Origin of the sequence: Bacillus sp. SH5-2, assembly GCF_008368905.1 — a bacterium.
GTDB lineage: Bacteria > Bacillota > Bacilli > Bacillales > Bacillaceae_G > Bacillus_A > Bacillus_A luti.
Genome location: NZ_QOSD01000024.1, coordinates 21,942 through 48,071 on the forward strand (window position 1 = coordinate 21,942; position 26,130 = coordinate 48,071).

General features: G+C 32.9%; 20 protein-coding genes and 4 pseudogenes. 21 read left to right on the plus strand and 3 right to left on the minus strand.

Going from position 1 to position 26,130, the window contains the following annotated elements; translation table 11 throughout:
- Positions 1-61: 61 nt before the first annotated feature.
- The 5 genes from DN410_RS21190 to DN410_RS21210 all read left to right on the plus strand — a co-directional run bounded on the left by DN410_RS21190 (position 62) and on the right by DN410_RS21210 (position 5,766).
- Positions 62-1,309 carry an MFS transporter gene (locus DN410_RS21190; protein ID WP_149177982.1) on the plus strand — a complete coding sequence of 416 codons (1,248 nt, stop codon included), beginning with the start codon at positions 62-64 and terminating at the stop codon, positions 1,307-1,309.
- A 6-nt stretch (positions 1,310-1,315) separates the two neighbouring features.
- Positions 1,316-3,655, plus strand: coding sequence for an ABC transporter permease (locus DN410_RS21195; protein ID WP_149177939.1), 2,340 nt, complete (start codon positions 1,316-1,318; stop codon positions 3,653-3,655).
- An 11-nt stretch (positions 3,656-3,666) separates the two neighbouring features.
- Positions 3,667-4,428 (plus strand): ABC transporter ATP-binding protein, encoded by a 762-nt coding sequence (locus tag DN410_RS21200; protein ID WP_149177940.1) that lies wholly within the window; start codon positions 3,667-3,669, stop codon positions 4,426-4,428.
- 100 nt (positions 4,429-4,528) lie between these two features.
- Positions 4,529-5,239 (plus strand): class I SAM-dependent methyltransferase, encoded by a 711-nt coding sequence (locus tag DN410_RS21205; protein ID WP_149177941.1) that lies wholly within the window; start codon positions 4,529-4,531, stop codon positions 5,237-5,239.
- 119 nt (positions 5,240-5,358) lie between these two features.
- The gene (locus DN410_RS21210) at positions 5,359-5,766 is read left to right on the plus strand and encodes a VOC family protein (protein WP_000072477.1); all 408 of its coding nucleotides are present in this window, start codon (positions 5,359-5,361) and stop codon (positions 5,764-5,766) included.
- 47 nt (positions 5,767-5,813) lie between these two features.
- Here the strand turns inward: DN410_RS21210 and DN410_RS21215 are convergent, their stop codons facing one another.
- Entirely contained in the window at positions 5,814-7,499 is a 1,686-nt protein-coding gene (locus DN410_RS21215; RefSeq protein WP_149177942.1) for an alpha-keto acid decarboxylase family protein, read from the minus strand.
- Between the two features lie 107 nt (positions 7,500-7,606).
- Between DN410_RS21215 and DN410_RS21220 the strand changes: the two genes are divergently transcribed.
- From DN410_RS21220 to DN410_RS21265, 11 genes are all read left to right on the plus strand, one after another.
- Entirely contained in the window at positions 7,607-8,089 is a 483-nt protein-coding gene (locus DN410_RS21220) for a MarR family winged helix-turn-helix transcriptional regulator (RefSeq protein WP_149177943.1), read from the plus strand.
- A 166-nt stretch (positions 8,090-8,255) separates the two neighbouring features.
- Complete coding sequence (gene gpmA, locus DN410_RS21225; RefSeq protein WP_149177944.1) at positions 8,256-8,993, plus strand: 2,3-diphosphoglycerate-dependent phosphoglycerate mutase; 738 nt, start codon at positions 8,256-8,258, stop codon at positions 8,991-8,993.
- Positions 8,994-9,181: 188 nt separating this feature from the next.
- The gene (locus DN410_RS21230; RefSeq protein ID WP_149177983.1) at positions 9,182-9,919 is read left to right on the plus strand and encodes a type II toxin-antitoxin system SpoIISA family toxin; all 738 of its coding nucleotides are present in this window, start codon (positions 9,182-9,184) and stop codon (positions 9,917-9,919) included.
- 97 nt (positions 9,920-10,016) lie between these two features.
- Positions 10,017-10,142, plus strand: coding sequence for a D-alanyl-D-alanine carboxypeptidase (locus tag DN410_RS21235; RefSeq protein ID WP_137058407.1), 126 nt, complete (start codon positions 10,017-10,019; stop codon positions 10,140-10,142).
- A 75-nt stretch (positions 10,143-10,217) separates the two neighbouring features.
- On the plus strand, positions 10,218-10,394 hold the full coding sequence (gene spoIISB, locus DN410_RS28060; protein ID WP_179958633.1) for a stage II sporulation protein SB: 177 nt from the start codon (positions 10,218-10,220) through the stop codon (positions 10,392-10,394).
- Between the two features lie 143 nt (positions 10,395-10,537).
- Positions 10,538-12,007: a beta-Ala-His dipeptidase gene (gene pepD, locus DN410_RS21240; RefSeq protein ID WP_149177945.1), complete on the plus strand. Its 1,470-nt coding sequence runs from the start codon at positions 10,538-10,540 to the stop codon at positions 12,005-12,007.
- A 570-nt stretch (positions 12,008-12,577) separates the two neighbouring features.
- On the plus strand, positions 12,578-13,237 hold the full coding sequence (locus DN410_RS21245) for a CatB-related O-acetyltransferase (RefSeq protein ID WP_149177946.1): 660 nt from the start codon (positions 12,578-12,580) through the stop codon (positions 13,235-13,237).
- Between the two features lie 324 nt (positions 13,238-13,561).
- Entirely contained in the window at positions 13,562-14,182 is a 621-nt protein-coding gene (locus tag DN410_RS21250) for an SGNH/GDSL hydrolase family protein (protein ID WP_149177984.1), read from the plus strand.
- 461 nt (positions 14,183-14,643) lie between these two features.
- Positions 14,644-16,611: a penicillin-binding transpeptidase domain-containing protein gene (locus tag DN410_RS21255; protein WP_149177947.1), complete on the plus strand. Its 1,968-nt coding sequence runs from the start codon at positions 14,644-14,646 to the stop codon at positions 16,609-16,611.
- A 578-nt stretch (positions 16,612-17,189) separates the two neighbouring features.
- Complete coding sequence (locus DN410_RS21260; protein WP_149177948.1) at positions 17,190-17,723, plus strand: RNA polymerase sigma factor; 534 nt, start codon at positions 17,190-17,192, stop codon at positions 17,721-17,723.
- Entirely contained in the window at positions 17,713-18,540 is an 828-nt protein-coding gene (locus tag DN410_RS21265) for an SH3 domain-containing protein (RefSeq protein ID WP_149177949.1), read from the plus strand. Before DN410_RS21260 ends, DN410_RS21265 begins: the two co-directional genes overlap by 11 nt.
- Positions 18,541-18,551: 11 nt before the next feature.
- Here the strand turns inward: DN410_RS21265 and DN410_RS21270 are convergent, their stop codons facing one another.
- Positions 18,552-20,318, minus strand: coding sequence for a peptidoglycan D,D-transpeptidase FtsI family protein (locus DN410_RS21270; protein ID WP_149177950.1), 1,767 nt, complete (start codon positions 20,316-20,318; stop codon positions 18,552-18,554).
- A 381-nt stretch (positions 20,319-20,699) separates the two neighbouring features.
- Between DN410_RS21270 and DN410_RS21275 the strand changes: the two genes are divergently transcribed.
- Together DN410_RS21275 and bla are read left to right on the plus strand one after the other, a co-directional pair.
- Positions 20,700-22,832, plus strand: a complete 2,133-nt coding sequence (locus DN410_RS21275) for a peptidoglycan D,D-transpeptidase FtsI family protein (protein WP_149177951.1) — start codon at positions 20,700-20,702, stop codon at positions 22,830-22,832.
- Positions 22,833-23,039: 207 nt separating this feature from the next.
- A complete protein-coding gene (bla, locus tag DN410_RS21280) occupies positions 23,040-23,987 on the plus strand; it encodes a class A beta-lactamase Bla1 (protein WP_370456827.1) in 948 nt (315 codons plus the stop codon).
- A gap of 7 nt (positions 23,988-23,994) precedes the next feature.
- Here the strand turns inward: bla and DN410_RS28565 are convergent.
- Positions 23,995-24,094, minus strand: a pseudogene (locus DN410_RS28565) (undecaprenyl-diphosphatase); the annotation flags it as partial.
- Between the two features lie 75 nt (positions 24,095-24,169).
- Here DN410_RS28565 and DN410_RS28570 point away from each other — a divergent pair.
- From DN410_RS28570 to DN410_RS21300, 3 pseudogenes are all read left to right on the plus strand, one after another.
- Positions 24,170-24,707, plus strand: a pseudogene (locus DN410_RS28570) (metallophosphoesterase); the annotation flags it as partial.
- Between the two features lie 761 nt (positions 24,708-25,468).
- Positions 25,469-25,744 (plus strand): annotated as a pseudogene (locus DN410_RS21295) (TIGR04197 family type VII secretion effector).
- Positions 25,745-25,837: 93 nt separating this feature from the next.
- Positions 25,838-26,123, plus strand: a pseudogene (locus DN410_RS21300) (DUF3958 family protein).
- Positions 26,124-26,130 lie beyond the last annotated feature (7 nt).

Below are 26,130 nucleotides of genomic sequence, written 5' to 3' on the forward strand. Positions count from 1 at the left end.
CGTTTTTCTGTTTGTTCATTATAGACCGACAGTCGGTCTAAATTAAAGGAAGGATGTGATTATCATGTCTATTAGTATAAAACCTTCGATGAAAGATTTTTATTTAATGGTGAGTGGGCAAATAATTACTATTTTAGGATCAACATTTTTACGTTTTGCTCTGTCATTATATGTGCTAGATATAACAGGACGTGCTGATATATTTGCAGGATTATATGCGGTAACGAGTATTCCGTTTTTGCTAGCCCCTCTTGGCGGAGCGATAGCAGATCGTTTCAATCGCCGTAATTTAATGGTCATTTTTGATTTTATAAACGCTGCAATCGTATTAAGCTTTATAGTTTTGTTATTTACTGGATCTGTATCTATTTTATTGATTGGAACAATTATGTTTTTACTAGCAGTCATTAGTGCGATGTACTCACCAGTTGTAATGGCGAGTATTCCTCAATTAGTTCCAGAGAAAAAATTAGAACAAGCGAACGGTATCGTAAATGGTGTGCAAGCATTATCTAATATAGTTGCTCCTGTATTAGGAGGAATATTGTACGGCATAATTGGTTTGAAAATGCTCGTAATAATAAGTTGCTTCGCTTTCTTTTTATCTGCGATATTAGAAATGTTTATTACAATACCTTTTATAAAAAGAGCGCAAGAAAGCCATATCATACCGACAATTGTAAAGGATATGAAAGAAGGGTTTATATACGTTTTAAAACAGCCATTTATTTTGAAATCTATGCTTTTAGCCGCATTACTAAATTTAATACTGACGCCGCTATTTGTTGTTGGTGCTCCAATTATTATACGAGTAACAATGGAAAGTAGCCACACGTTATATGGAATTGGAATGGGATTGATCGATTTTGCTACTATTATAGGTGCATTATCAATAGGTTTTTTTGCGAAAAAGCTACAGATGAAAACATTGTATTATTGGATGATTTTAATAGCTTTATTAGTAATACCAATGGCACTATCAGTTACACCATTTATTCTTAATTTAGGATACTACCCACCATTTATCCTCTTTATACTTTCTTCTATTCTAATTGCAATGATCATGACAATTGTATCCATCTATGTGATTACTGTAGTTCAAAAGAAAACACCAAATGAGAACTTAGGAAAAGTAATGGCAATTATAACAGCGGTATCTCAATGTATGGTACCGATTGGGCAAGTCGTTTATGGTTTTATGTTTGAAGAATTCAGTGTGAAAATTTATTTACCTATATTAGTTATTAGTTTCATAATGATATTAATAGCGGTTGTGACGAAGAAAATACTATCGAATGAAGGGAACTAGCTTTATATGATTAGGAGAATGTTAAAAAGAGATTTCTCTCAAAATAAAATGATAATTACCATTTTATTTATATTTATCATGTTATCAAGTCTTTTAATGGCTAGTGCTTCAAGTAACGTTATAAATCTATTGAACTCAATGGATCAATTGGTTAAAGTATCAAACGCACCACACTTCGTACAAATGCATGCCGGAGAAGTAAATCAAAAGTCAATTGATTCATTTGTAGAAAAAACTCCGTTTGTAAAAGAACAGCAAACGGCTGAGATGGTTCAAATAAACGGATCTAACATTTTTATAAAGAAGAAAAATCAAGCGGAACATAATGGTGTAATGGACATAAGCTTCGTTAAACAAAATAGTAAGTTTGATTTTTTATTAAATTTAAATAATGAAGTGGTCGATGTTAGGAAAGGGGAAATAGGTGTACCAATTTACTATATGCAAAAATATAATTTGCGTATTGGAGATAAAATATGGGTTGATAAAAATAAGAATGAACTAGAATTTACTATTTCAGCATTTGTTCGTGATGTTCAAATGAATCCATCAATTGTTAGTTCAAAACGATTCGTAATAAGCAATGAAGATTTCGAAAGAATAAAAAGGAATTTTGGAGAAAGCGAATATCTTATTGAATTCCAGCTAACAGATGTAAATAAAATAAATGAATTTGAAAATCTATACGAGTCATCGAACTTACCTCAAAAAGGTCCCTCTATTACGTATTCACTATTTAAAACACTCAATTCATTAACGGATGGAATAATAGCTGCAGTACTTATTATAATCAGTGCATTATTAATGTTAATTGCAATGTTATGTATTAGATTTACAATCATTACTTCGATGGAAGAAGATTATCGGGATATTGGTGTTATGAAAGCTATCGGCATTACAAGTATAGATATTCAAAAACTATATGTAACAAAATATGTTGTTATTTCAGTGGGTGGCTGTATATGTGGATATATACTTTCACTATTTGTTACAAAGATATTCACTTCTAATATCACTCTTTATATGGGGGCGGCAGATAAAAGTATTTTACACAATGTTGTGCCGTTAATAATCACAACATTGTTATTTTTAGTCGTTATCCTGTTCTGTCGTATCATTTTGCGGAAATTTAGGGGAATTACAGCAATAGATGCTTTACGATCAAGAGATAAACTAGGGAAAAGAAAGATTAGAAACTCCTTTTCACTCAATCGATCTAAATTTAAAAATGTAAATATATTTATTGGTATACAAGATGTTATAAAAAGATTTAAGCTATATCGCGTATTAAGTATCGTATTAATAATAGCTGTGTTTATGATTGTTGTACCTGTTAACTTTTTGTATACGATTCAGTCACCGAAGTTTGTTAATTATATGGGAACAGGAAAAAGTGATATTAGAATAGATTTACAGCAATCTGAAAATATAAAGAAACGGTTTAAGGACGTTATATCATATTTACAAAATGATAATGAAGTAGAAAAATATGCAGCATTTACAACGAGTACATTTAAAATGGTAAACGCTGATGGAACACATGAAAACTTAAATGTAGAGGTGGGAGACTTTACTAAATTTCCATTAGATTATATTCAAGGTATGGCACCAAAAAATGAAGATGAAATTGCTCTTTCTTATATGAACGCAAATGAATTAAAAAAGAATGTAGGGGATCATATCGTTTTATTTGTTGATGGGAAAGAGAGAACACTAACGATTAGTGGTATGTATCAAGATGTAACGAATGGTGGCAAAACAGCTAAAGCGAGCTTTTCTTATAATAACGAAAACATATTATGGTATGTAGTAAATGTAGATTTGAAGCCTAATGTCGATTTGCAAGAAAAAGTGAAGGAGTATAAACACAATTTTCATTCTGCAAAAATAACAGATACGGATGATTATTTAACGCAAACTTTAGGAGAGACAATTAAACAATTAAGACTTGTAACTCAAGTGGCAATTTTGATTGCGATAATGATATCAGTTTTAATTACTGCAATGTTTTTTAAAATGTTATTGGCGAAAGACTCCTCCAAAATATTAATAATGAAAAGCATTGGTTTTTCTAGCAAAGATATTCGTATACAGTATATAACACGTTCTATCGTCATTGTATTTTTAGGCGTTGTGACAGGGACATTTATAGCTGCTACGTTTGGTGAGATGTTAGTAAGTTGGTTGGGCTCATTTATGGGAGCAGCTCGCATAAAGTTTGTCGTAAATCCTATCGTTTCTTATGTAATATGTCCAGCTATATTATTTATATCTGTGACTGCAACAACACTTTTCAGTAGTTTTACTATAAAGCAAACAAACGATGTAAAGCCAAATGGGGAGTAGGGGTGTATAACTTGAAAAAAATTTTAGAAGTAAAGGAATTAAACAAAACATATTCAATAGATGGAAATGCAAATTATCACGTGTTAAAAAATATAGATTTAGTGATTTACGAGGGAGAATTTGTATCGGTTATGGGACCTTCTGGTTCCGGAAAATCGACGTTACTTTATACTATTAGCGGAATGGATCAAATGTCATCTGGAAGTGTGAAAGTTGATAGTAAAGAATTATCATGTATGAAAGAAGAAGCGTTAGCCAAATTGCGCCTTACTGAAATAGGATTTATTTTTCAGCAGAGCAACCTTCTGAGAAACTTGAATCTATTTGATAATATCATTTTGTCAGCATATTTAGCGAGATGTGAGAGTAAGAAAATAGTAAATAAACGTGCTCTGAAGCTAATGGGGAAAATGGGGATAAGCGATATAGCGTCTCATTATATAACCGAAGCATCTGGAGGGCAATTACAAAGAGTCTCTATATGTAGAGCGCTCATTAATAATCCAAATATTATTTTTGCTGATGAGCCAACGGGTGCTCTAAATTTAAAATCAACAGAAGAAGTAATGCAAATCTTATTAAATATTAATCGTGATGGAACTACTATTATGTTAGTGACTCATGATGTAAAGGTAGCAGCGAAAACAGAAAGAGTTCTTTTTATGGCGGACGGAGAAATTGTTAGTGAAATACAGTTAGGTAAGCTTAGGAACGGTGATTTAAAAGCGCGAGAAGAGAAGTTGTTAAAATGGTTATCTATACTTGGATTTTAAAGAGAAAAACTCCTATTGAATGTAGGAGTTTTTCTCTTTGTCTGAAAGTTCTAAAAGATGTATAATAATTTTCTGACTATTTAAATTTGGAGGGGTACAAGTGAAAAATGAAACGTTGCATAATCAAGAAGATATTTTTAAAATGCTAGATTCATTATTAAGACCGGCAGAACCATTTTGGAATGAATTTTATATGAATAGAGAAAAAAATGTTCCGTTTTTTGAAAACGTTCCAGATGAGAACTTAGTTTCGTATATACAAAAAAAGCGGGTTTCAAAAGGAAAAGTACTAGAACTTGGATGTGGTCCGGGTAGAAATGCAATTTATCTAGCAAATGAAGGATTTGATGTAACAGCGGTAGATTTATCTATAGAGGGTATTAATTGGGCGAAAGAGAGAGCGTTAGCAAAAGGAATAGAAATTCACTTTATTTGTGATTCGATCTTTAATTTGGAGGGTCAAAATGAATATGATTTTGTGTATGATTCAGGTTGTCTTCATCATATTCCACCACATAGAAGAATGAATTATATAGAGTTAATTGATAAATCATTAAAATCGGGAGGTTATTTTGGATTAACATGTTTTGCTGCAGGCGATTTAGATGAACGAAATGGCTCAGAAATAACAGATTGGGACGTATATAGAGGATGGAGTCTGCAAGGTGGTCTAGCATACTCTGAAGAAAAATTAAGAGAGATATTTAAAGAATTTGAAGTGATTGAAATAAGAAAAATGAAGCAAATTGAACAACCAAATACTATGTTTGGAGAATCATTTCTTTGGACAGCATTATTTAAGAAGAAGTAAGAAAGTAGATAATTGACAAACTCATCGTTTTTATAGACAATACACTTATAGGAATGTACGTTCGGTTTTGTTGGCCGATGTATATTTTGCATAAATACATAACAAGGGGCTGTCTCTATATGAGTAACACAAATCAAAAAATTACTACGTTTTTAATGTTTGAAGGCAAAGCTGAGGAAGCGATGAACTTTTACACGTCGCTATTTGATCAATCAGAAATTGTAAATATCTCTCGCTACGATGAAAATGGACCTGGTAAAGAGGGAACTGTAATTCACGCAACTTTTACGTTACACGGGCAAGAGTTCATGTGCATTGATAGTTATGTAAATCATAATTTTACATTTACACCAGCTATGTCTCTTTATGTAACTTGTGATACGGAAGAAGAAATTGAAACGGCTTTTAATAAACTAGCCCAAGATGGAGCAGTACTTATGCCTTTAGGTGCCTATCCGTTTAGTAAAAAATTCGGTTGGTTAAATGATAAATATGGTGTGTCTTGGCAGTTAACTCTTGCTGAATAAAGATTTAAAAAGAAAAGCGTAACCTATTTATAGTTACGCTCTTCTTTTTAAGAATTTTGCTGGCCGAATCTTTTTCCAAGTTTAGCTAACAGTTCAGGCTGATCCCCTTGGCTCATTACAACTTCAACAAAGGTAAGTTGATTCTTATCAATACTTATTTTAGTTAAGACTTCTTCTAACTCTGTTTCATTTTCTACTTTAAATGTTTGGCTTTTTTCTTCTATTCCGAATACGTTCGTTAGTTTTGTGTAATCCCACATTTGTATGTCATTATACGGTTGGATTTGGCCGTGAATTGCACGTTCAACAGTGTATCCATTGTTATTGATTAAAAATATAATCGGTTTTAAATTTTGCCGTAGTATAGTCGATAACTCTTGGACAGTTAATTGGAAGGAACCATCACCAATAACTAAAATGTTGCGCCGCGATAAATTAGCGAGCTGTGTACCAAGTAGGGCAGGTAATGTATAGCCGATCGATCCCCATAGTGGTTGCGCTACATATGTTGTGTTATTCGGTAAAGGGATAGTAGCACTACCGAAGAAAGGTGTTCCTTGCTCTGCAATTAAAATGTCATTTTCTTGTAAAAAGTGGTATATTTGTTGCCAAAAACGTTTTTGTGTAATCATTTGTTCTTTTGGATTAAACTCTTCAGTAATAGATAGTGATTCTGAAATAAATGTCTTAATATCAAGTGTTTCCTCATTACGATGTTCAATTACGTCACTTAACTGTTGTAAAACATCTTTCATTACAACTGGTCCATATTTTTTATCTATAATTTTCACAGTATAGGGGTGGATTTCTATCACTTGCTCTTTCGTAAAACCTTGTGTAAAGCCACCGGTAATAGTATCAGTTAATTTCACACCGATACTAATTATACAGTCAGATTCATCAATTCTTTTTCGTAAGTATGGAGAACTAACATCACCGGTATAAATTCCTATAAATTGTGGGTGTTTTTCAGGGAATATTCCTTTCCCCATACTTAACGTTGCGATAGGAAACCCAGTTTTTTCTACGAAATGCAGTAAATCTAATTCGGCATGAAATCGATCCACTTCAAAATCAGCTAAAATAACAGGTTTTTTGGCACAATTTATTTTTGAAATGGCATGTAGAAGCATTTTATCTAATGCTTCTTTATTACTTAAAATAGCTTTATCTATAATAGGTTCTGTCGGTTTATTAATGGGTTTATTATATACATCAATCGGTAAATTAATATGAACAGGTCGTTTTTCATTCCAACATGTACGTAGTACACGGTCAATTTCTTCAGCAGCATGTTCAGGAGTCAAGTTTGTTTGTGCAACAGTAATTTCTCGATACATATTGGAAAAGTGATCGAATTTTCCATCACCTAATGTATGATGAACAAGCTCTCCATTTTCCATTACACTCGTTGTTGGCGTACCAGTTATTTTTATAACGGGTACATTTTCAGCATATGAGCCAGCAATTCCATTAATGGCACTTAATTCTCCAACCCCAAAGGTGGTAATAAGAGCACCGATTCCTTTTATACGAGCGTATCCATCTGCAGCATACGCCGCATTTAATTCATTGCAATTGCCAATCCACTCTACATGTTCATGTGCTAGTACATCGTCTAAAAAAGCCAAATTATAATCACCAGGGACCCCAAAAATATGCTCAATTCCTAATTCGCTTAGTCGGTCTAATAAATATGTACTTACAGTATATTGCGTTTTCAAGTGAATCATCTCCTAATTATGCAATGAATATTTCAATAGACTAAAGGAGTTCCAATGCGGTCATTAAAATATTGATTACTGGATTGTGGTATAATTTACATACAGGGGGAAAGTAGATGACACAACATAAAGAAGAACAGATGAATGAAGCATTAGCATTATTTTACTTTGCATATAAAACATTTACTGAAAAGCCAGATGAAATTATAAAAGAGTATGGCATTCAACGAGTGCATCACCGAATTTTATTTTTTATCGCACGCTTTCCAGGAATAAGTGTAAATGAGTTATTATCACTTCTAGAAATAAGTAAACAAGCTCTTCACGGGCCGCTACGTCAACTCGTGGAAAAGGGATTAATTGAGAGTAATGAAGCTACACATGACCGTCGTGTGAAACAGTTATCTTTAACAGAAAAAGGTGCCGATTTAGAGAAAAAACTGAGCGATGTACAAAGACAACAAATGGGTGCCATTTTTTCAAAATTTGGTGAATCGTGTGAAGAAAATTGGCATCAAGTTATGAATGAAATGGCAAATAGCCGATCAGGTTTTGATGCTTGGATATCCAAACGGGAAATACCAGTCGATCAAAAATAATGAAAAACTTCTGTTTTTATAGTTTGAATAAAAATAAATTCTATCCATGTATGTGGCAAATATGGATTAATCATAGTATGTATGGATAAAAAAATTACATTACCAAAAACTTTATATGTGTACGTATTAGAACAATAAAATTCACATTTCCGAGAGGGGAATTATAATGATAAAACTTGTACTTATTCGTCACGGACAAAGTTTATGGAATCTGGAAAATCGCTTTACTGGATGGACAGATGTAGATTTATCAAAGAATGGATTAAGTGAAGCGAGAGAAGCAGGAGCGATATTAAAGAAAAATGGATATACTTTTGATATTGCTTATACATCTGTATTAAAACGAGCAATTCGGACGTTGTGGATTGTACTTCATGAGATGGATCTTGCCTGGGTTCCAGTACATAAATCTTGGAAGCTAAATGAAAGACATTATGGTGCATTGCAAGGGTTGAATAAAGATGAAACTGCGAAAAAATATGGTGAGGAGCAAGTTCATATTTGGAGAAGAAGTATTGATGTAAGACCACCTGCTCTTACAGAGGATGATCCTAGATATGAAATGAATGATCCAAGATATAAAGCACTTAAAAAAGGTGAGTTTCCATTGACTGAATGTTTAGTGGATACAGAGAAAAGAGTACTTGATTATTGGCATTCAGAAATTGCACCGTCATTAAAAAATGGTGAAAAGGTAATTATTTCATCACACGGTAATACGATTCGTTCGCTAGTGAAATTCTTAGATAACCTTTCAAACGATGGTGTAGTTTCATTAAATATTCCAACGAGCATACCACTCGTGTATGAATTAGACGATGATTTACGTCCAATTCGTCATTATTACTTAAGTATGGATGGAGAAGTACCTGAAGGGGAGATTCCGAAACATATTTCTTTTTAACATGAAAATTTGAAACGCATGCTTGTCTACATATACAATATAGATTCATGATCAAAGACGTGGCACCTTCTAATGTATATGCGTTATAGCTAGATTTAGAAGCTTGTCCACGTCTTTTGTCATAAAGAGAGCTGCTTGTGCATGTAATGATATCGTGAGAAGTTTTTGAATGGAGGGTGATAGGATTGGTGATCTCTAACATTCGAATCGGCTTATTTATTTTAGCAATCGTTTTTCTAGTTCTTGTTTTCTTTTACTGGAGAAATGAAGAGTTGTACGAGGAGAAAAAGCAACGTATTAGAAAGACTTGGTATGGATTGTTTATAATATCAGTCACAGTATATTTCATGATAAAAGGAATCGATTTAGCCCTCTGGAAAAATCTTTTAATGTTCACCGCAATGGTTATTTTTGTTGATATCGCATTTATTTTAACACCTAATATTTCAGAAATATGGGGCGCGAAATTTACCGATATCGGCAAGACAGTTCAATCAATAAAACGGTCGTTAATCGCTTCTAAAGCAAGAGGAGAAATATACACAACTATTATACAAAATGTCAATCCAGCAGTATTTGGTACAATGGAATGGCATACAGAAGAGGAATATACAAAAAGTTTAAACGCATTTTTAGATTCATATGGGGAAAAGATTGGAGCGAAAATTGTTGTATTTGAAGCGGCAAAGGAATTAAATACAAACTTTCGCGGTATCCGTTCTCAATTTAGTACTATCATTCCGTTTGAACACATCGAGCAATTGAATGAGCAGAAAGCGGTGCAAGTAGATAACGTCGGTATTATACCAGCAAAAATAGTGAGTGATGTTTTCATTGTTATTGATGGAAAGAAAAATAATCTTCAAGATCGGGATTTTGAAAATGTATATAATTTAACGATACATCATAGTTATTTTAGTAAGTAGGACAGAATTTTCTGTCCTACTCTTTTATACATAAATTCGGAAAAAATTGAATAAAATCGGACAATCATTCCTACACTAGCACGTAGAGGTGATTGTAGTGATAAAAGATTATGACAATAATTTTTTTAAAGAAGACAATGAAGATACAACAGATTTCTCGTTAATAAAAGGAGATACATTACAGCAAGTAGAAGAATTAGAAGAAGAATTAAAAAGAAAATGATACGTGTACACGCTGTCTATATTTGCGATATAATATAAATAGAAGATTGTATCTTTTTGAAAAGGGGGAGAAGAGATGGCTGAAATAAATGTACAGAAGTCTTCATTTTTTAAAGAAAAAAAAGAAGAACCAAATACAGATTTCTCTCTTGTGAAAGGTGCATTAACGGAAAATATAAATCGGTTAGAGAAACTGATGAATAATAGTACTTCAAAATATATGAGAGCAAAAAAAGAGAAAGAAAATGCATAGTGCATTTTCTTTCTCTTTTAATATGCAATTTAAATGTTTAACGAGCAGATATTAAAGTATGAAATAGAAAGTGAAAATAATGAATCATGGTATAATGATAAAAGACTTACATATTATTTTGTTATTTTGGGAGGAGCTTAAAAATGTATTCTACTTTAGAACAATTAACAAAGCACCCTGTATTTTATCATTTTGCAGAAATTTCAAAGATTCCTAGAGGATCTGGTAATGAAAAAGAAATTAGTGATTACTTAGTAAATTTTGCGAAAGAGCGCAGCTTAGAAGTTATTCAAGATGAAGCATTAAACGTCATCATTAAAAAAGAAGCAACAGCTGGATATGAAGATGTACCAACTATTATCATTCAAGGGCATTCAGATATGGTATGCGAAAAAAATCAAGCAACCGTACATGATTTTGAAAAAGATCCAATTGAATTACGAATTATTGGAGACATGTTATATGCAAATCAAACGACTTTAGGTGCAGATAATGGTATTGCAGTTGCATATGCATTAGCTTTATTAGATTCAAAAGACATTCCGCATCCAGCACTTGAAGTAGTTATTACTACAGAAGAAGAAACGACAATGGGCGGGGCTTTCGCTGTTGATTCAAATCATTTTGAAGGAAAGATTTTTATTAATATTGATTCTGAAGAAGATCATAAGTTACTTGTAAGTAGCGCAGGTGGTGCGAAAGCTGTTGAAACAATTCCAGTAATTTGGGATGAAACGCCAGTAAATAAGGATGCATACCGTCTATATGTCGGTGGTTTAAAAGGCGGACATTCCGGTATGGAAATTGATAAACAACGCGGGAATGCGAACAAAGTATTAGGAAGAGTTTTACGTGATTTATCAGTCAATATTCACTTTGATATAAGTGAAGTTCATGGCGGATTAAAAACGAATGCAATTCCACGTGAAAGTGTAGCTACAATTTTATTACGTCAAGAAGATGTAGAGAAGGTAGAAGAAAAGTTAGAGTCATGGACACGAGTATTACAAGAAGAAATGCGTGCTGTTGATCCAGATGTTCATGTTACACTTACAAAATTGGATGAGAAAGTAGAAAAAGTATTTGCTAAAGAAACACAAAAGCAGCTTATTTCATCATTATTCTTAATCCCGAACGGTATTCAAAGTATGAGCATGGACATTAAAGGTCTTGTAGAAAGCTCAACAAACTTAGGCGTTATTGAAACGTTGCAAGATGAAATTAAATTACGTAACGAAGTGAGAAGTTCTGTAAGTAGTTTAAAACAACATGTTGCAGATGAAATTAAATGTATTGCCGAATTAGTTGGTGCAACATTTGAAATAGAGTCAGAGTATCCAGAATGGCCATACAATCCGAATTCACAAATTCGTAATTTGTTTGAAAAAGTGCATCAAGAAAAATACAATAAAGATGTTGAAATCTTTGCTGTACATGCAGGGATTGAATGTAGTGTATTCGTTCAAAAGATGCCTGAATTAGATGCGATTTCATTTGGTCCAGATATATTTAATGTTCACACTCCAGATGAACATATTAGTATTTCTTCTGTTGTGAATAACTGGGGATTCTTCGTTGACGTAATGCGGGGTACGAAAGAATTAGCTAAGTAATAATGTTGAAATGAAAAGTAGCCTATAAAAATTTATAGGCTACTTTTTTTGTATAGAGTTTTAGTAGAAATTCATTTTTACGTTAGTATTTAATTTTAGGTTTTATCGCTAGAGGAGATTGTACCAAAGATTGCTCCAGATAATGCTCCGATTAAAATCATAAAAATTGCACTCCATGTTGCAAATGACATTATTACACCTCCAAATAATAAATTATTGTTTCTTAAGATTTTTAATAGAAATGATGATTGCAACAACTACTAAGAAAATAAGAGGAGACCAAGAAAAGAAAGACATATAGCATTTCCCCTTCAATTTCGATTTAGGATATTAATATAAATTAATTATCACATGTTTTTAAGTCGAACACGTACAATATGCAAGATTGCATATCGACTTGTAGAAGAGAATTTGACTAATATAATTTATCACGATATGATTCCTTTATAATAAAAGAAAGGCTTGAAGACAATGATTCGTCGTTTGAGAAAGCTAAAAAATGTAGCAGTCGTAGTAAGCTTCTAAGTGAATTACAAAAATCTACACTACTTAGAAGCGAGGAATAAAGTTATGAAGCATCCATTATTTAATCATTGGTCGGAAACAAGGTATATAAAAGATATAGTAACAAATCCACTCATTGAAGTAGGAGAGTACTCCTATTATTCAGGTTATTATGGTTATCAAAATTTTGAAGATGGCTGTGTAAGGTATTTGTGGGGGGATGCTAAATCCCGAGCGCTGTTCAATCCAATTGAACAAATGGGATGGCACCTTGATAAACTCATTATTGGGAACTATGTTTGTATTGCCAGTGGAGTAGTCATTTTAATGGGGGGTAATCACAATCATCACTCAGAATGGATTACAGTATATCCATTCGCTGAGCAAATTGAACATTCATATGAACTGAAGGGCGATACAGTCATTAAAAGTGATGCTTGGATTGGAATGAATGCTATTATTATGCCTGGCGTTACAATCAGTGAAGGTGCAATCGTTGCAGCAGGATCTGTCGTAAGTAAAGATGTTCCGCCGTATACAATAGTTGGTGGAAATCCTGCTAAGGAAATAAAGAAGCGATTTACTGATACAGAAATTAATATGCTAATGGAAATGTGTTGGTTTGATTGGGATAGAGAATTGATTGAGAAGGCAATTCCTCTTTTATCTAGTTCATCTATTGAAGTATTATATGATTTTTATAAAAAAGAAGTAAAAAATAGATAAATCTGTTAGAAAAACTACACTCAATATAGGGTGTAGTTTTTTACTATAAAAAACTAATAGTTTAAACTATGAAAAGATCACCTCAAATTAATGAGTAGCTCGATTGTTGAGGGCTAAATAATCAGTGGAGGAATAACCCTCCACTGATTAAAGTTTCACTTTATATTTGGTATGAGTATAGCAAGTAGGTTTTCATGTTTTGTTCATGTGAAATATTTTTATCTATTTATCCTTTTCTATTTTAAAAATCCCCTATGGAAATTAATTGAAATCGAAAAAACTTAGAAATAACAATTACGTTGTGAGCTATTGTATAGTATAGATATGGATAATAATAAAGGGGGAATACATATGTGGAAGCGATTTGTAGCGATTGGTGATAGTTTTACAGAGGGGATAGGGGATGAAGTAGAGGGAATTGCATTAAAAAGCTGGGTAGATCATTTTGTTCAACTGTGTGTAAACGATATAGAATATGTTAATTTTGCAAAGCGTGGGTTAGTAACTAAAGAAATTTTCTCGCAGCAATTGGAAAAAGCATTAACTTTTAAACCAGATTTGGTTAGTCTAATTGCAGGTGCAAACGATGTATTAAAAGGACGCTGGAATCATCAAGCATATAAGAACGATATGGAATTTATGATAGATAAATTAAGTAAAACAGATGCTGATATTATTATAGCAAACCTTCCAGATTTTACAGTGAGGCTTCCTTTTTCTTCTGAAAAAAAACAAGTAATAAAAGAACAATTAATAGAGGCAAATGATGTTATAGGTTCACTGAGTAGAGAGTATAAGCTTCATCATATTGACTTTTGGAATCATCAGTTAGTTAGTGATAATACGCTTTGGTCTACGGATTTAATTCATCCAAACTCAAAAGGCTATGTAAAAGTTGCTGAATTGATTTTTAATAGTTTGCCTGTACATGACTCTTCTAAATAAGCTTTAGAATGAGCTAAACCCCTGTCACATACAGCGCAGGGGTTTTTGATGCGAAAAAGAAATATATTGGGTGCCTATAAATTATACTTTAAGTAATTCTTTTTATTGTTTATATTTTTGATATTTTCTGTTGCAGAACCCTTAGTATAAGGGTTCTTTTTTGTATCTTCCATTGCAACTTAGCCATAAATTTAATTTTTTTTGTAAATGTGGAACAATTTCAATACTTACGCTGTCTATTAATCGTTACACGTTTTTATCCCGCTTTAACTGGCAGTAAGACCCCCACCTCAAATCAGCGAAAGCAAAGAAGGTAGGTGGGGGATCAACTGCCCGTAAAAGTCCGATTGGTTCAACTAATAATCAGTGGGGGATGAATAAAACCCCCACTGATTAAAGTTTCACTTTATTTAATATATCAAGAAAGGAAAAAACATTTTTAACTAAGGGAGAAGATTGAATTGAAAAAATTATGGATGCTGCTGTTCTTTTGTTTCGGAGTTATGTTGGTAGGATGTAATAAAAACGAACCGCCAAAACAAGCATTAGAAGAATATATAAATTTATGGAATGATAAAAAATTTGCAAATATGTATGATCATTTATCAGAACATGCCCAAAAAACGATTTCTAAAAAAGAATTCACAGAGAAATATCAAAAAATTTATGAAGGTATTGGTGTTAAGAATTTAAAAGTTAAAATGAAAGGAGAGAATGCTAAAGATAAAGAACTATTTCTCTTTGAAGTTAAGATGGATACAGATGGAGGAACAGCTTCATATATCCATGAAGCAAAACTTGTGAAAGAAAAAGAATCTTGGAAAATAGAGTGGACACCAGATTTCATTTTTCCAGGTATGAAAAAAGATTACAAAGTACGTATGCAAATAGAAAAAGGAAAACGTGGAGAAATATATGATCGAAATGGGCAAGGTCTTGCAACGAATGGTAAAGCGACTGAGGTTGGAATTATTCCAGAGAAACTAGGCGAAACGGCGGCGCAAACAAAAGAAATAGTAGCACAGTTACTGGATATGTCTATAGAAGAGGTCGATCAGAAGCTTACAGCGAAATGGATAAAACCAGACTCCTTTGTACCAATTGGTATTTTAAAAGAGGGAGCTAGACAGAATAATTATATTGAATTAGAAGGAGTATCATCTCGCCCAGTAAATATTCGTACGTATCCATTGGGAGAAGCAGCGGCACATTTAACTGGATATATAGGAAAGGTGAATGCAGAGGAGTTAAAATCACTTCAAAAAAGAGGTTACCAAGCAGATGATTTGATAGGTAAGACAGGTTTAGAGAAAGTACTGGAGAATAAATTACGTGGTGAAAAGGGTGGGCGCGTATTTATAGAAGATGAGAATGGAAAAGAGATTAAAAACGTAGTAAAAAAAGAAGCGAAAGCAGGGGAAAATGTTACGTTAACAATTGATGCTGCAATTCAAGAAAAAATCTATAATGAGATGAAAAATGAAGCAGGCTCTAGTGCAGCGGTCAATCTTAAAACAGGTGAAACAATCGCGCTTGTAAGTAGCCCTGCTTATAATCCAAATACAATAGTTAGAGGAGCATCAAAGGCCCAACGAGAAGCATGGAATAACGACTCGAAACTACCAATGATGAATCGCTTCACACAAGCATTTGTACCAGGTTCCGTATTTAAAACGATTACAGGTGCAATTGGTTTGGAAACAAACACAATAAATCCTAAAGAAGAATTTAAAATTCAAGGATTAAAGTGGACAAGGGATTCATCTTGGGGAAATTATTATGTAACGCGTGTGAAGGATGCAAGTCCAATTGATTTTGATAAGGCAATGAAGTACTCTGATAATATTTATTTTGCTAAACAAGCTTTGAAAATGGGAAAAGATCAGTATGTAAATGAATTTAAGAAATACGGATTTCATGAAAAATTACCAATTGAATACGAATTTCCTATTTCAATCATTGCAAAAGATGGGATAGAAAATGATATTCAACTTGCAGATACGGGATATGGACAAGGACAAGTATTAATGACACCACTTCATTTAGCGCTAACATATGCACCGATTGTGAATGAAGGGAATATTCCGTCGCCTCATCTTTTAAAAGAAGCGAAAGTTACGGGGAATTGGAAAGAAAATGTGATTTCTAAAAAGAATCAAGACATATTAAAGAGTGCATTAATAAAAGTCATTAATGACCCTGATGGCGCTGGGAGAATTGCTAAGATTGATGGTGTAACTCTTGCCGGTAAAACAGGTACAGCAGAATTGAAAGAATCGAAAGAGGCAGACGGAAAAGAACTGGGATGGTTTGCGGCTTTTGATGCAAATGAGCCAGACATGATTGTAACCATGATGATTGAAGATGTAAAAGGAAGAGGAGGGAGCAATGTTCCAGGCGAAAAAGTAAAACATGTTTTTCAGAAATAATACCTTATTATAAGGTGAAATCTTCTAGTAAATTCACTATATGTTTGCTTAACTCAAAGGTATAAATTGCGTGAAATATAAAACAAATATATTTTAAAAAGCATTCTTGCTAATCGAGAATGCTTTTTTACTGTGGCTACAGAAAGTTGAGAACTCATCTTTATTTGACATTGCTAATAGTAAATAGAAGAGTAAAACAAATTGAAATGGACAAGTTTTAAAATTGAACAAAACAGTTATTTAGTAAAACATAAATAGAGCACACAAATAAGTATGCTCTAAGAAAAAGGTGATACAAGTGGAGTGTTGCGTGAAATTCACAAATAATAATCAGATTTTTATGAGTGTATTTTTAACATTGTATGCTTTACTTGTTTTTTAGGAGCCTGTCATGTAAGAGAATGTATAGGGGATTATTATATGAAAGTAATTGCACACCTTTACATTCTCAAGAGGATTTTTCTATCAAAAAAAGATAAACAATGGAACAAATGAAACTTGTATCTTGTCTATATATTGAAACCATAATAAAAGTGAGGGCAGTTTTATGTTTATTCAAATAAGTTTGAGGTGTGGAAATGGAACAGACGTTTATTGAAAAGTATAATCATGATGAGCTGGACTATATTATAAAAGACTATTGGCAAGATGTATGGAATTATTCATTTATTATTACGAAAGATCCACACTTATCAGATGATATCACGCAAGATGTATTTATAAAGGTATTTAAAAATTGGAATTCATTTCGAAAGGAGTCATCTATTAAAACGTGGATATTAAAAATCACAAGAAATACGGCAATAAACTATTTGAAATCCTCCTATTTTAAAAGGATATCTTTAATAGGGTTCTTTAGTGACGATAAGCAATCCCAGTCGGCAGAACAAGAATTTTTTAAGCAAGAAGAAATGAATGATGTGTGGAAGGTTGTATTAAAGCTACCTAAAAAACACCGTGAAATAATAATATTGGATGCAAAATATGAATTGTCTTATGAAGAAATGGCTGAAACACTAGGAGTATCCATTGGAACTGTGAAATCTAGATTAAGTAGAGCAAGAAGTAAGGTTTCAAAATTAATAGGGGAGGGTAGTAGTGATGAAAAGTAAAAAAAATCCTGACTGGTATAGTAAATTAAAAAACGGTCCAATGGAACACCGTAAAGATGAAGAAGAATATATTTATAAAATAAAGCAATCTATATATCAAAGTAATAAGGTAGGTTCTCGGAAACATACAAGACCATTTCATAAAAAAGCTTTGCCAATTGTAGTGGTTTTAGCTTGTACATTTTTATTTTTTATTGTTCAACAACCTTGGCTGGATGATAGTAAATCACCGGTACAAAGTAGTACACAAATTAAGCCTAAAACAAAAGATGAGTCTGCTCAAGATCCATCATTAAAACAATTTATAAATGAACTATACCAAAGTACAAATTCCAAAAATGAAAATGAGCTGTACAAAGCGTTAAATGATGAAGTTCTATTTAAAGGGAAGAGTTATAAGAAGGATGAACTGAAGTTTGATGAAGATATTTTTCATGAGTTGCAAGTCGCTCTTACAATGGGGGGAGAGTTTGCAAATGATACAAAACAAGTATATAAAGTACCAAGTGGATTGACAGAAAGTAACCAACCAAAGCAAGCTCATTTTATATATGCAACTGTTACTGGAAATAAAACAAAAATTTTAGCTGAACCAAAGCGAGAATCACAAGTTTTATATGAAGTATCTAATGAAATGGTAAAAGCTTGGATTCCAGAAAAAGTGCAGAATGATGGATATATAAAAATATCGACAATTAACGGTAATACTGGATATGTACAAAAAGAGTATGTTTTAACTGATATTAAATATTCATTTATGTTTGAAAAGAATAATGAAGGTATATGGAAAATTATAAATATAGATTCTATATGGTAAAAGAGGAAGGTTCACTTTAATGAACCTTCCTCTTTGTTTTTATTTTCTTTTTGAAGAGTATTCCAGGACTCTAAAATTTCTGATGTAACGAGTGCAGCAATGTTTTTTTCTGAATTACTACCAGGAATAACGACAGAAACGGCAATCTGTGGATCTTTGGTAGGAGCATATGCAATGAAAAGAGAATGATTTATCATTCTTTCTTGCTCATTCGGAAAACCTGTAATACCTGTTTTACCTGCGACGTCAAAGGGCAACTTTTTAATCTCCTCTATATTTTGACTCATTCCACCTTGTACGACACTCCAAAAGTTCATTGGGTAACGATTTGAACTTTCTAAAACTGGTTTAAACTTTTTTGTTTCCTTACCATCTTGACCAATAATAGCACTTACGATTTGAGGTTTATATTTATCACCTTTACTTGCCAAAGTTGCTGCATATTGAGCAAGTTGAAGAGGAGTATGCACTTCATTTCCTCCCCAAGAGGCATTTAATAAAGCGGAGATTCCATTTTCAAACTTATTAGAGGGATGGAATTCATATTGTCCATCTTCTTCAAAGGGTAAATCAATCCCGGTTTTAGAACGTAGGCCGAATTGCATTAAATAATCTGTCCATAAATGTGCCACTTTTTCTATATTGCCATTATTTTGGTTGAATAAGGGCAAAGCTACTTTTGCTGTCATAAATGTGTTAGATGAATTAATGATAGCCTGCCTCGGTGTAATCTCACCTGTTGGTGTTCCAGGTGCATTCGTAATGTTATTTTGATTATCATACTGAAAAGTACCTTTATCTAAATAAGTATCTTCAGGTTGAAAAAGTTTTTCGTTTAATCCAATTAAAATAGTAAGTGGCTTTATAGTAGAAGCCATATTTACATAAGATTCACCATACTTTAATTTTTGAATTGCTTTATTTTGCGAAAGTGATTTTATGTTATCTATTTTAGGTGATACATGTGTATTTAATATATTTGGGTCAAAAACTGCCGAGTTGGCCATCGTTAAAATTGCGCCAGTTTTTGCATCGCTCACTACAGCATAACCAGCTTTAGCATCAGGTGTTTTCTTAATTTGAGATCTTAATGCTTCCTCTGTTTTTTGTTGCAACTCAGAGTCTAAAGCTAGCCGGACATCTTTTCCTTTTTGTACTTTTTGAATGTTCCATAATAACTTTTTATTATTCAATTTAAAAATAAGAGTTTTACCTGGTTTTCCTTTTAAATCATTTTCATATTGCAACTCAACCCCGCTTTTTCCGACAGCTATATGCTTTGAATTAAGGTCATTTTCTACATATCCAATTACCTGTGAACCAATTGCGTGTTTAGGATAATATCGAATCCATTCATCTTTAATTATTACATTAATGGGTTTGTTTTTGTTTATGAATGCAAGTTCATTCTCAGTTATATCAGAGTATAACGGCATATCATTCATAGTCTGTTTTTTACAAGATTGTTGTAATTGAGATTTTATGTTCTCTGTAGAAATATCATGTTGAAACTCGCTTGAAAATTGATTGAAAAAAGCTAATGTGTTTGCTGTATCTTGTTTCGATAGCTTGTCATCATTAGAAGTGCAATATAGAGACTTAACTTTCTTATTTGTAGCTAGTATTACACCATTTTGATCAAGTATTTCTCCTCTTTCAGCTGAAGAAGTTTCGATAGTTATTGAAACGAAATGGCTTTTTAATAAAATTATTAAAATCACACCCACAATAGAAAGAACCGCTATAAATCTCCACTTTTTTATTTTTGTATGTAACATAAAACCCTCCCTTTTTAGCCTATTCCATATTATAGTTAATTATTTTTTTTGTAAATGTGGAACAACTTTCTTATTTAGGTTGTCTATTAAGTATTACAGCATGAAGAAAGGAATAATCAGTATGGAAATTTACTAGCAAGTCTATGTGTAAGTTTAATATGAGTCATTATACAGTGTAGCATTTCTAATACAAGCTACAAAAAAATAGAGAGAAAACAGGAAGGGAGAGTTATGAATTACGTAGCTAAACGAAAAGGATGGATGCTTACAAGAATTAAGCAAAAAATTGAGACGAAATTTATAGCCGGTCAGCGGTATCTAATATATAAGGAATGCTTTTAGTATTTGTAGCAATTCCTGAAAGGATTAAATGGAGGATTTATGGAAGAACAAAAAGGAAAGAAGCAGAAGACATATATATCTATTCGATTAAATATAATGTTCCTTTGCATATTTTTACTATTTTCAGCTATTATTATGCAGCTAGGGAAAGTACAAATCGTTGAGGGAGAGGCTTATAAGAACCAAGTGGAAAGCAGTCAAAATGCAATAACTAGCATTCCGGTTCCACGTGGACAAATTTTAGATCGAGAAGGAAAAACAGTCGTTAATAATAAATCTCTTCGCACGATTACGTATACAAGGGTAAAGGGGATTACGAGTGAAGATATTTTGAAAACAGCAAAAGACTTGGCGGAAGTACTTGAAATGCCCGAACAAGATATAAATAAATTAACCGATATCGATAAAAAGGATTTCTGGATGCAGTTGAATACGAAACGTGCGGAGACAAAGATTACTAAGAAAGATATAGAAACGTTTAAAGAAAAGGGTATAGAGGGAAAAGAGTTAGATAAAAAAATAGAAGACTTAAGACGAGGTCGCATTACAGAAGTAGAATTGGCAGAATTAACAGCACAAGATTTAAAGGTGTTAGCTATTAAAAGTAAAATGAGTTCAGGTTATCAACTAACACCACAAATTATTAAAAAAGATGTAACAGATGAAGAGTATGCGCGTATAAGTGAAAACCTTGCGAATTTTCTAGGAGTAGATGCGACGGTTGACTGGGAACGTAATTATGTAAATGGTAATTTATTTCGTTCTGTATTAGGAAATATTACGAGTAGTGAAGAAGGATTACCGAAAGAAAATTTAGATTCTTATTTGGTACGTGGATATAACAGGAATGATCGTGTAGGAAAAAGTTATATTGAACAACGATATGAAGACGTATTACACGGTACAAAAGAAGAAGTGAAAAACATTACTGATAGAGCAGGAAACATTATAAACACAGAAGTAATTTCTAAAGGGAAAAGTGGAAATAGTTTAACATTAATGATTGATATGGAATTACAAAAGAAAGTGGAAGAAAGTATAGAGAAAAACTTGAGAGCTTTTAAGAGTTCAGAGCCACTGTTAGACAGAGCTTTTGTTGTCATGACGAATCCCAATAACGGACAGATTTTATCTATGGCAGGCAAAAAGATTGTAGAAAAACAAGGGAAAACAGAGATTGAGGATTTGGCATTAGGTAACATGACAACTTCGTATGAACTAGGGTCAGCTGTAAAAGGTGCTACTTTATTAACTGGATATGAGACAGGGGCAATACAGCCAGGAGATCAATTTTATGATGCACCAATGAAATTTAAAGGTACACAAGCCAAGAAATCATGGAATGTATCTGGATTTGGTAATATTAATGATTTACGAGCGCTACAAGTATCTTCGAATGTATACATGTTCCAGACAGCTTTAAAAATTGCGGGAGTTAATTACGTACCCAATGGCTCATTGGATATAAAACAAGAAGCATTTAATACGATGCGCTATTATTTCAAACAATTTGGTTTAGGTGTCCCAACAGGAATTGACTTACCAAATGAAATAATTGGACAAACTAGAAAAGTAGATAGTCAACCAGGATTTTTACTAGATTTTTCTATCGGTCAGTATGATACGTATACGCCGTTGCAATTGGCACAATATATTTCAACGATTGCGAATGGCGGTTATAGAATGCAACCTCAAATTGTACAAGAAATACGAGAACAATCAATAAAAGAAGAGGTTGGTAAAGTTATACGCTCTATAGAGCCTGTCGTATTAAATCGAGTTGATATGAAGACAGAACATATTGATCGGATAAAAGAAGGGTTTAGATGGGTATTTCAAGAAGGTGATGGAACTGGCGTGAAGTATTTCAAAAATGCTCCATATAAACCAGCAGGAAAGACAGGGACAGCTCAAACTGTATATGGCGGAGATGATCCAATTGGTAGAAACGCAAAAGGAGAACGTATGGAATGTTACAACTTAACGTTAGTTGGATATGCACCATATGATAATCCAGAAGTAGCGTTCTCAGTAGTAGTTCCGTGGCTTCATAATGATAAAAGTGGAATTAATTCTATAATTGGAAAGGAAGTTTTAGATGCATACTTTGATTTAAAACAGCAACGTATACATGGTGAAGTTGCTAGTACAGATAGTTCTAATCAAAATTAGTAAAATTTGAGTGCTTTTCTCAGGGAAGAGCCCCTGTTTATATAAAATTCTTTAAAAGTTAAAAGAAGATTTGAAATAAGAGATAGCAGCTATCATAGTTGCTATCTTTTAGTTTGTTAATAATACAGATATTAGTTATAAAGTTTTTTAAGATTATGGAACAAATTTGTTTCTGTGATTGTCTATTATGTGTACGTATAAAGAGGTATTAAGAATTTGAAAGGAATGATGATTTTGAAAAACAAGAGGATGCTAAAAATAGGTATATGCGTTGGTATATTAGGTTTAAGTCTTACAAGCCTAGATGCTTTTAAAGGAGGGACATTGCAAGTTGAAGCGAAAGAAAAGACTGGAAAAGTGAAACATAAAAATCAGGCGACGTATAAAGAGTTCTCTCAACTTGAGAAGAAATTTGATGCACGATTAGGTGTATATGCGATTGATACTGGTACAAATCAAACAATCGCTTATCGACCTAACGAAAGGTTTGCCTTTGCATCAACCTACAAGGCGCTAGCGGCAGGGATATTACTGCAGCAAAACTCAACTGAGAAATTAAATGAAGTTATTACTTACACGAAAGACGACTTAGTGGAATATTCACCTGTTACAGAGAAACATGTAGATACCGGAATGACACTAGGGGAAATTGCTGAGGCTGCTGTTCGTTACAGTGATAATACTGCAGGGAACATTTTATTCCGTAAAATAGGCGGACCGAAAGGGTATGAAAGAGCGCTAAGACAGATGGGGGACCGCGTTACTATGTCTGATCGTTTTGAAACAGAATTAAACGAGGCTATTCCAGGAGACATTCGTGACACTAGTACAGCGAAAGCAATTGCTACGAATCTTAAAGGTTTTACGGCCGGAAATGCGCTTCCAAATCATAAACGTAACATTCTTACAGAGTGGATGAAAGGAAATGCTACAGGAGACAAACTTATTCGTGCAGGTGTGCCTACTAACTGGGTAGTTGCAGATAAATCAGGAGCTGGAAGTTACGGGACACGAAATGATATTGCTATCGTTTGGCCACCAAATAGAGCACCTATTATCATCGCAATTTTATCTAGTAAAGATGAGAAAGAGGCGAGCTATGATAATCAACTCATTGCAGAGGCGGCTGAAGTTGTCGTCAATGCTTTTAAGTGATAATCTCTCAATTCTTTATGTAATGTAATTGAAAATATGAACTTGGAAAGCGATTCTTTTTAATGTAAAAAGAATCGCTTTTTTTGTATTCCTAATACATTTATAATTCAGGTAACAAAAGAAGGTCATCGTAACTAAGTATAGTTAGGATGACAGTACAAAAGGGGAGAAATATTGTTATTATGCAAAAAATGAAATGGAAGAACTATTTATGTTATTTGGCTATTTTTATACTTCTTGGAACAGCAGTAACAGTCAAACCATCTACCTCAAAAGCTGAGGAATCTGATGTCAATATTACACTGTTAGGTACTGCAGATATTCATGGTAGATTTATGCCCTGGGATTATGCGCTTGATGGTGCAAATACGAGTGGAAGTTTAACGCAACTCTATACAGTTATAAAGAAGGTACGTCAGGAAAATCCAAATACCATATTAGTAGATGCTGGGGATACAATTCAAGGAAACCCAGTAGAATTATTCAATGATCAACCACAATCGCCAATGATGGTAGCGATGAATGCCATGGGATAGGATGCTTGGGTATTTGGAAATCATGAATTTAACTTTGGCTTAGATACATTGAAAAAAGTTAGTGAACAATATAAGGGAAAGACATTAGTAGGAAATGCATACGGGATTAGAAAATGAGAATGGAATCCCTGGTACTGGGGTTCAAGATATTGCGAATGCTTGTCCGGAACTAAGCGCTATTTTTACAGTAAACCTTTAAATGAAGAAGATTTTTTCAAGTTTTTAATCAAGATGTAGAATGAACAAGTGAGAACAACATAGATGTGAAGGAAAGTGAAAAGAAGGTCTATCAATAAGGTTTAAAATTATAATAAAAACATTTTATCTACTCGTATTGTGCTTTATAAATGTACTGTGAAGAAAAAACAAAAAGCTATCCTTTATTATAATTCAACTGTGAAGTGACCCCGAAAGGATAGCTTGTGTTTATGTTTTAATTAAATTAACTAATTAAATATAAATGATTTTCCAAAATTAACTTCAAATGTAGCTGCATAAACTTTATTATTTGTTGATTGTCTTTTAATTGAATCTTTATCAAATATTTTATTCAGTATATAGATATGCTATTCTATCCGTATTTGTTATAAATTCCTATTAACGATTCTCAACCCCTATCAAATCTCTAAGTGGGAGAAAATGTTTCTGAGTAAACTTAGATACTATTAACAAGCTCTCCAGATTGTGCAGCACCCTCACCGGTCACATGAATTTTATTGTTTAATGAGACTGAATTATTTCCTCATCTTTCTGTATTCAAATCTGTTATTTACGATCATGTACCCTTAAATGGGTTATATATTTCGACAGTTTTTTTTAGTCTGCCTTCCACGCCTGATTCACCCATAGCTTATACATTTCTTTACTGAAAATATTTGATACATTGAAATATTCTTACATGGTATAATTTTCTATATGATTTTATAAATAAAGTGGGTGTAAATAATGGAGAACTTTCAAAGTAATTTTCAAACGGCCAAACAAATCGCTGCATCGATGAAAAATGCTTCGGATACAATCCAAAGTACGACAAATCTTTCTATAACAAAGGCGAGTCGTACTACACTATCTGTTAATGCTCAAGCACAAAAAACGAATCAACAAATGTTGGATTTGACTTGACAATTTTGTGGGACCTTTCAACAAGCAGTTGATAATATTCATTCAGCAGCTAAGGAGTTTGAAAGAATGGATAACGAACTACAAAAGACATTTCACTAATGTGATAATCTACAGTAGCGAGAGAAGGAGAGGAAGAAAAAGGTGGATCAAAAGATTGAAAAGCAAATAAATCAATTAAATTAAGAATTTCGGATAATATTTGAAAAACAGAGTCGAAATCAAGCTGCAATTCAAATCCAGAGACGAGCGGTAATAGGATTTCATGAATTGAGAAATCGAAATAATCGTTTATTTAATAGGACTTTAAAAAACATGGCATGGTGATAGAGAAATTTCTAATTTTTTTATAAATAAGCTTCAAGAATCGGAACATATCGAGCGGAAATCATTACTTGAATTGGAAAATCACAAAGAAATATTGCTTAAAGAAAGACGCAATCTTATTGATTTAAAAACCAACCGTATTTATAGGCAATAGTAATTAA

Coding starts and splice junctions, on each gene's coding strand:
- DN410_RS21195 (WP_149177939.1), top strand. CDS start 1,316: ATGATTAGGAGAATGTTAAAAAGAGATTTCTCTCAAAATAAAATGATA.
- DN410_RS21210 (WP_000072477.1), top strand. CDS start 5,359: ATGAGTAACACAAATCAAAAAATTACTACGTTTTTAATGTTTGAAGGC.
- DN410_RS21215 (WP_149177942.1), bottom strand. CDS start 7,499: ATGATTCACTTGAAAACGCAATATACTGTAAGTACATATTTATTAGAC.
- DN410_RS21220 (WP_149177943.1), top strand. CDS start 7,607: ATGACACAACATAAAGAAGAACAGATGAATGAAGCATTAGCATTATTT.
- gpmA (WP_149177944.1), top strand. CDS start 8,256: ATGATAAAACTTGTACTTATTCGTCACGGACAAAGTTTATGGAATCTG.
- spoIISB (WP_179958633.1), top strand. CDS start 10,218: ATGGCTGAAATAAATGTACAGAAGTCTTCATTTTTTAAAGAAAAAAAA.
- pepD (WP_149177945.1), top strand. CDS start 10,538: ATGTATTCTACTTTAGAACAATTAACAAAGCACCCTGTATTTTATCAT.
- DN410_RS21245 (WP_149177946.1), top strand. CDS start 12,578: ATGAAGCATCCATTATTTAATCATTGGTCGGAAACAAGGTATATAAAA.
- DN410_RS21250 (WP_149177984.1), top strand. CDS start 13,562: ATGGATAATAATAAAGGGGGAATACATATGTGGAAGCGATTTGTAGCG.
- DN410_RS21260 (WP_149177948.1), top strand. CDS start 17,190: ATGGAACAGACGTTTATTGAAAAGTATAATCATGATGAGCTGGACTAT.
- DN410_RS21265 (WP_149177949.1), top strand. CDS start 17,713: ATGAAAAGTAAAAAAAATCCTGACTGGTATAGTAAATTAAAAAACGGT.
- DN410_RS21270 (WP_149177950.1), bottom strand. CDS start 20,318: ATGTTACATACAAAAATAAAAAAGTGGAGATTTATAGCGGTTCTTTCT.
- DN410_RS21275 (WP_149177951.1), top strand. CDS start 20,700: ATGGAAGAACAAAAAGGAAAGAAGCAGAAGACATATATATCTATTCGA.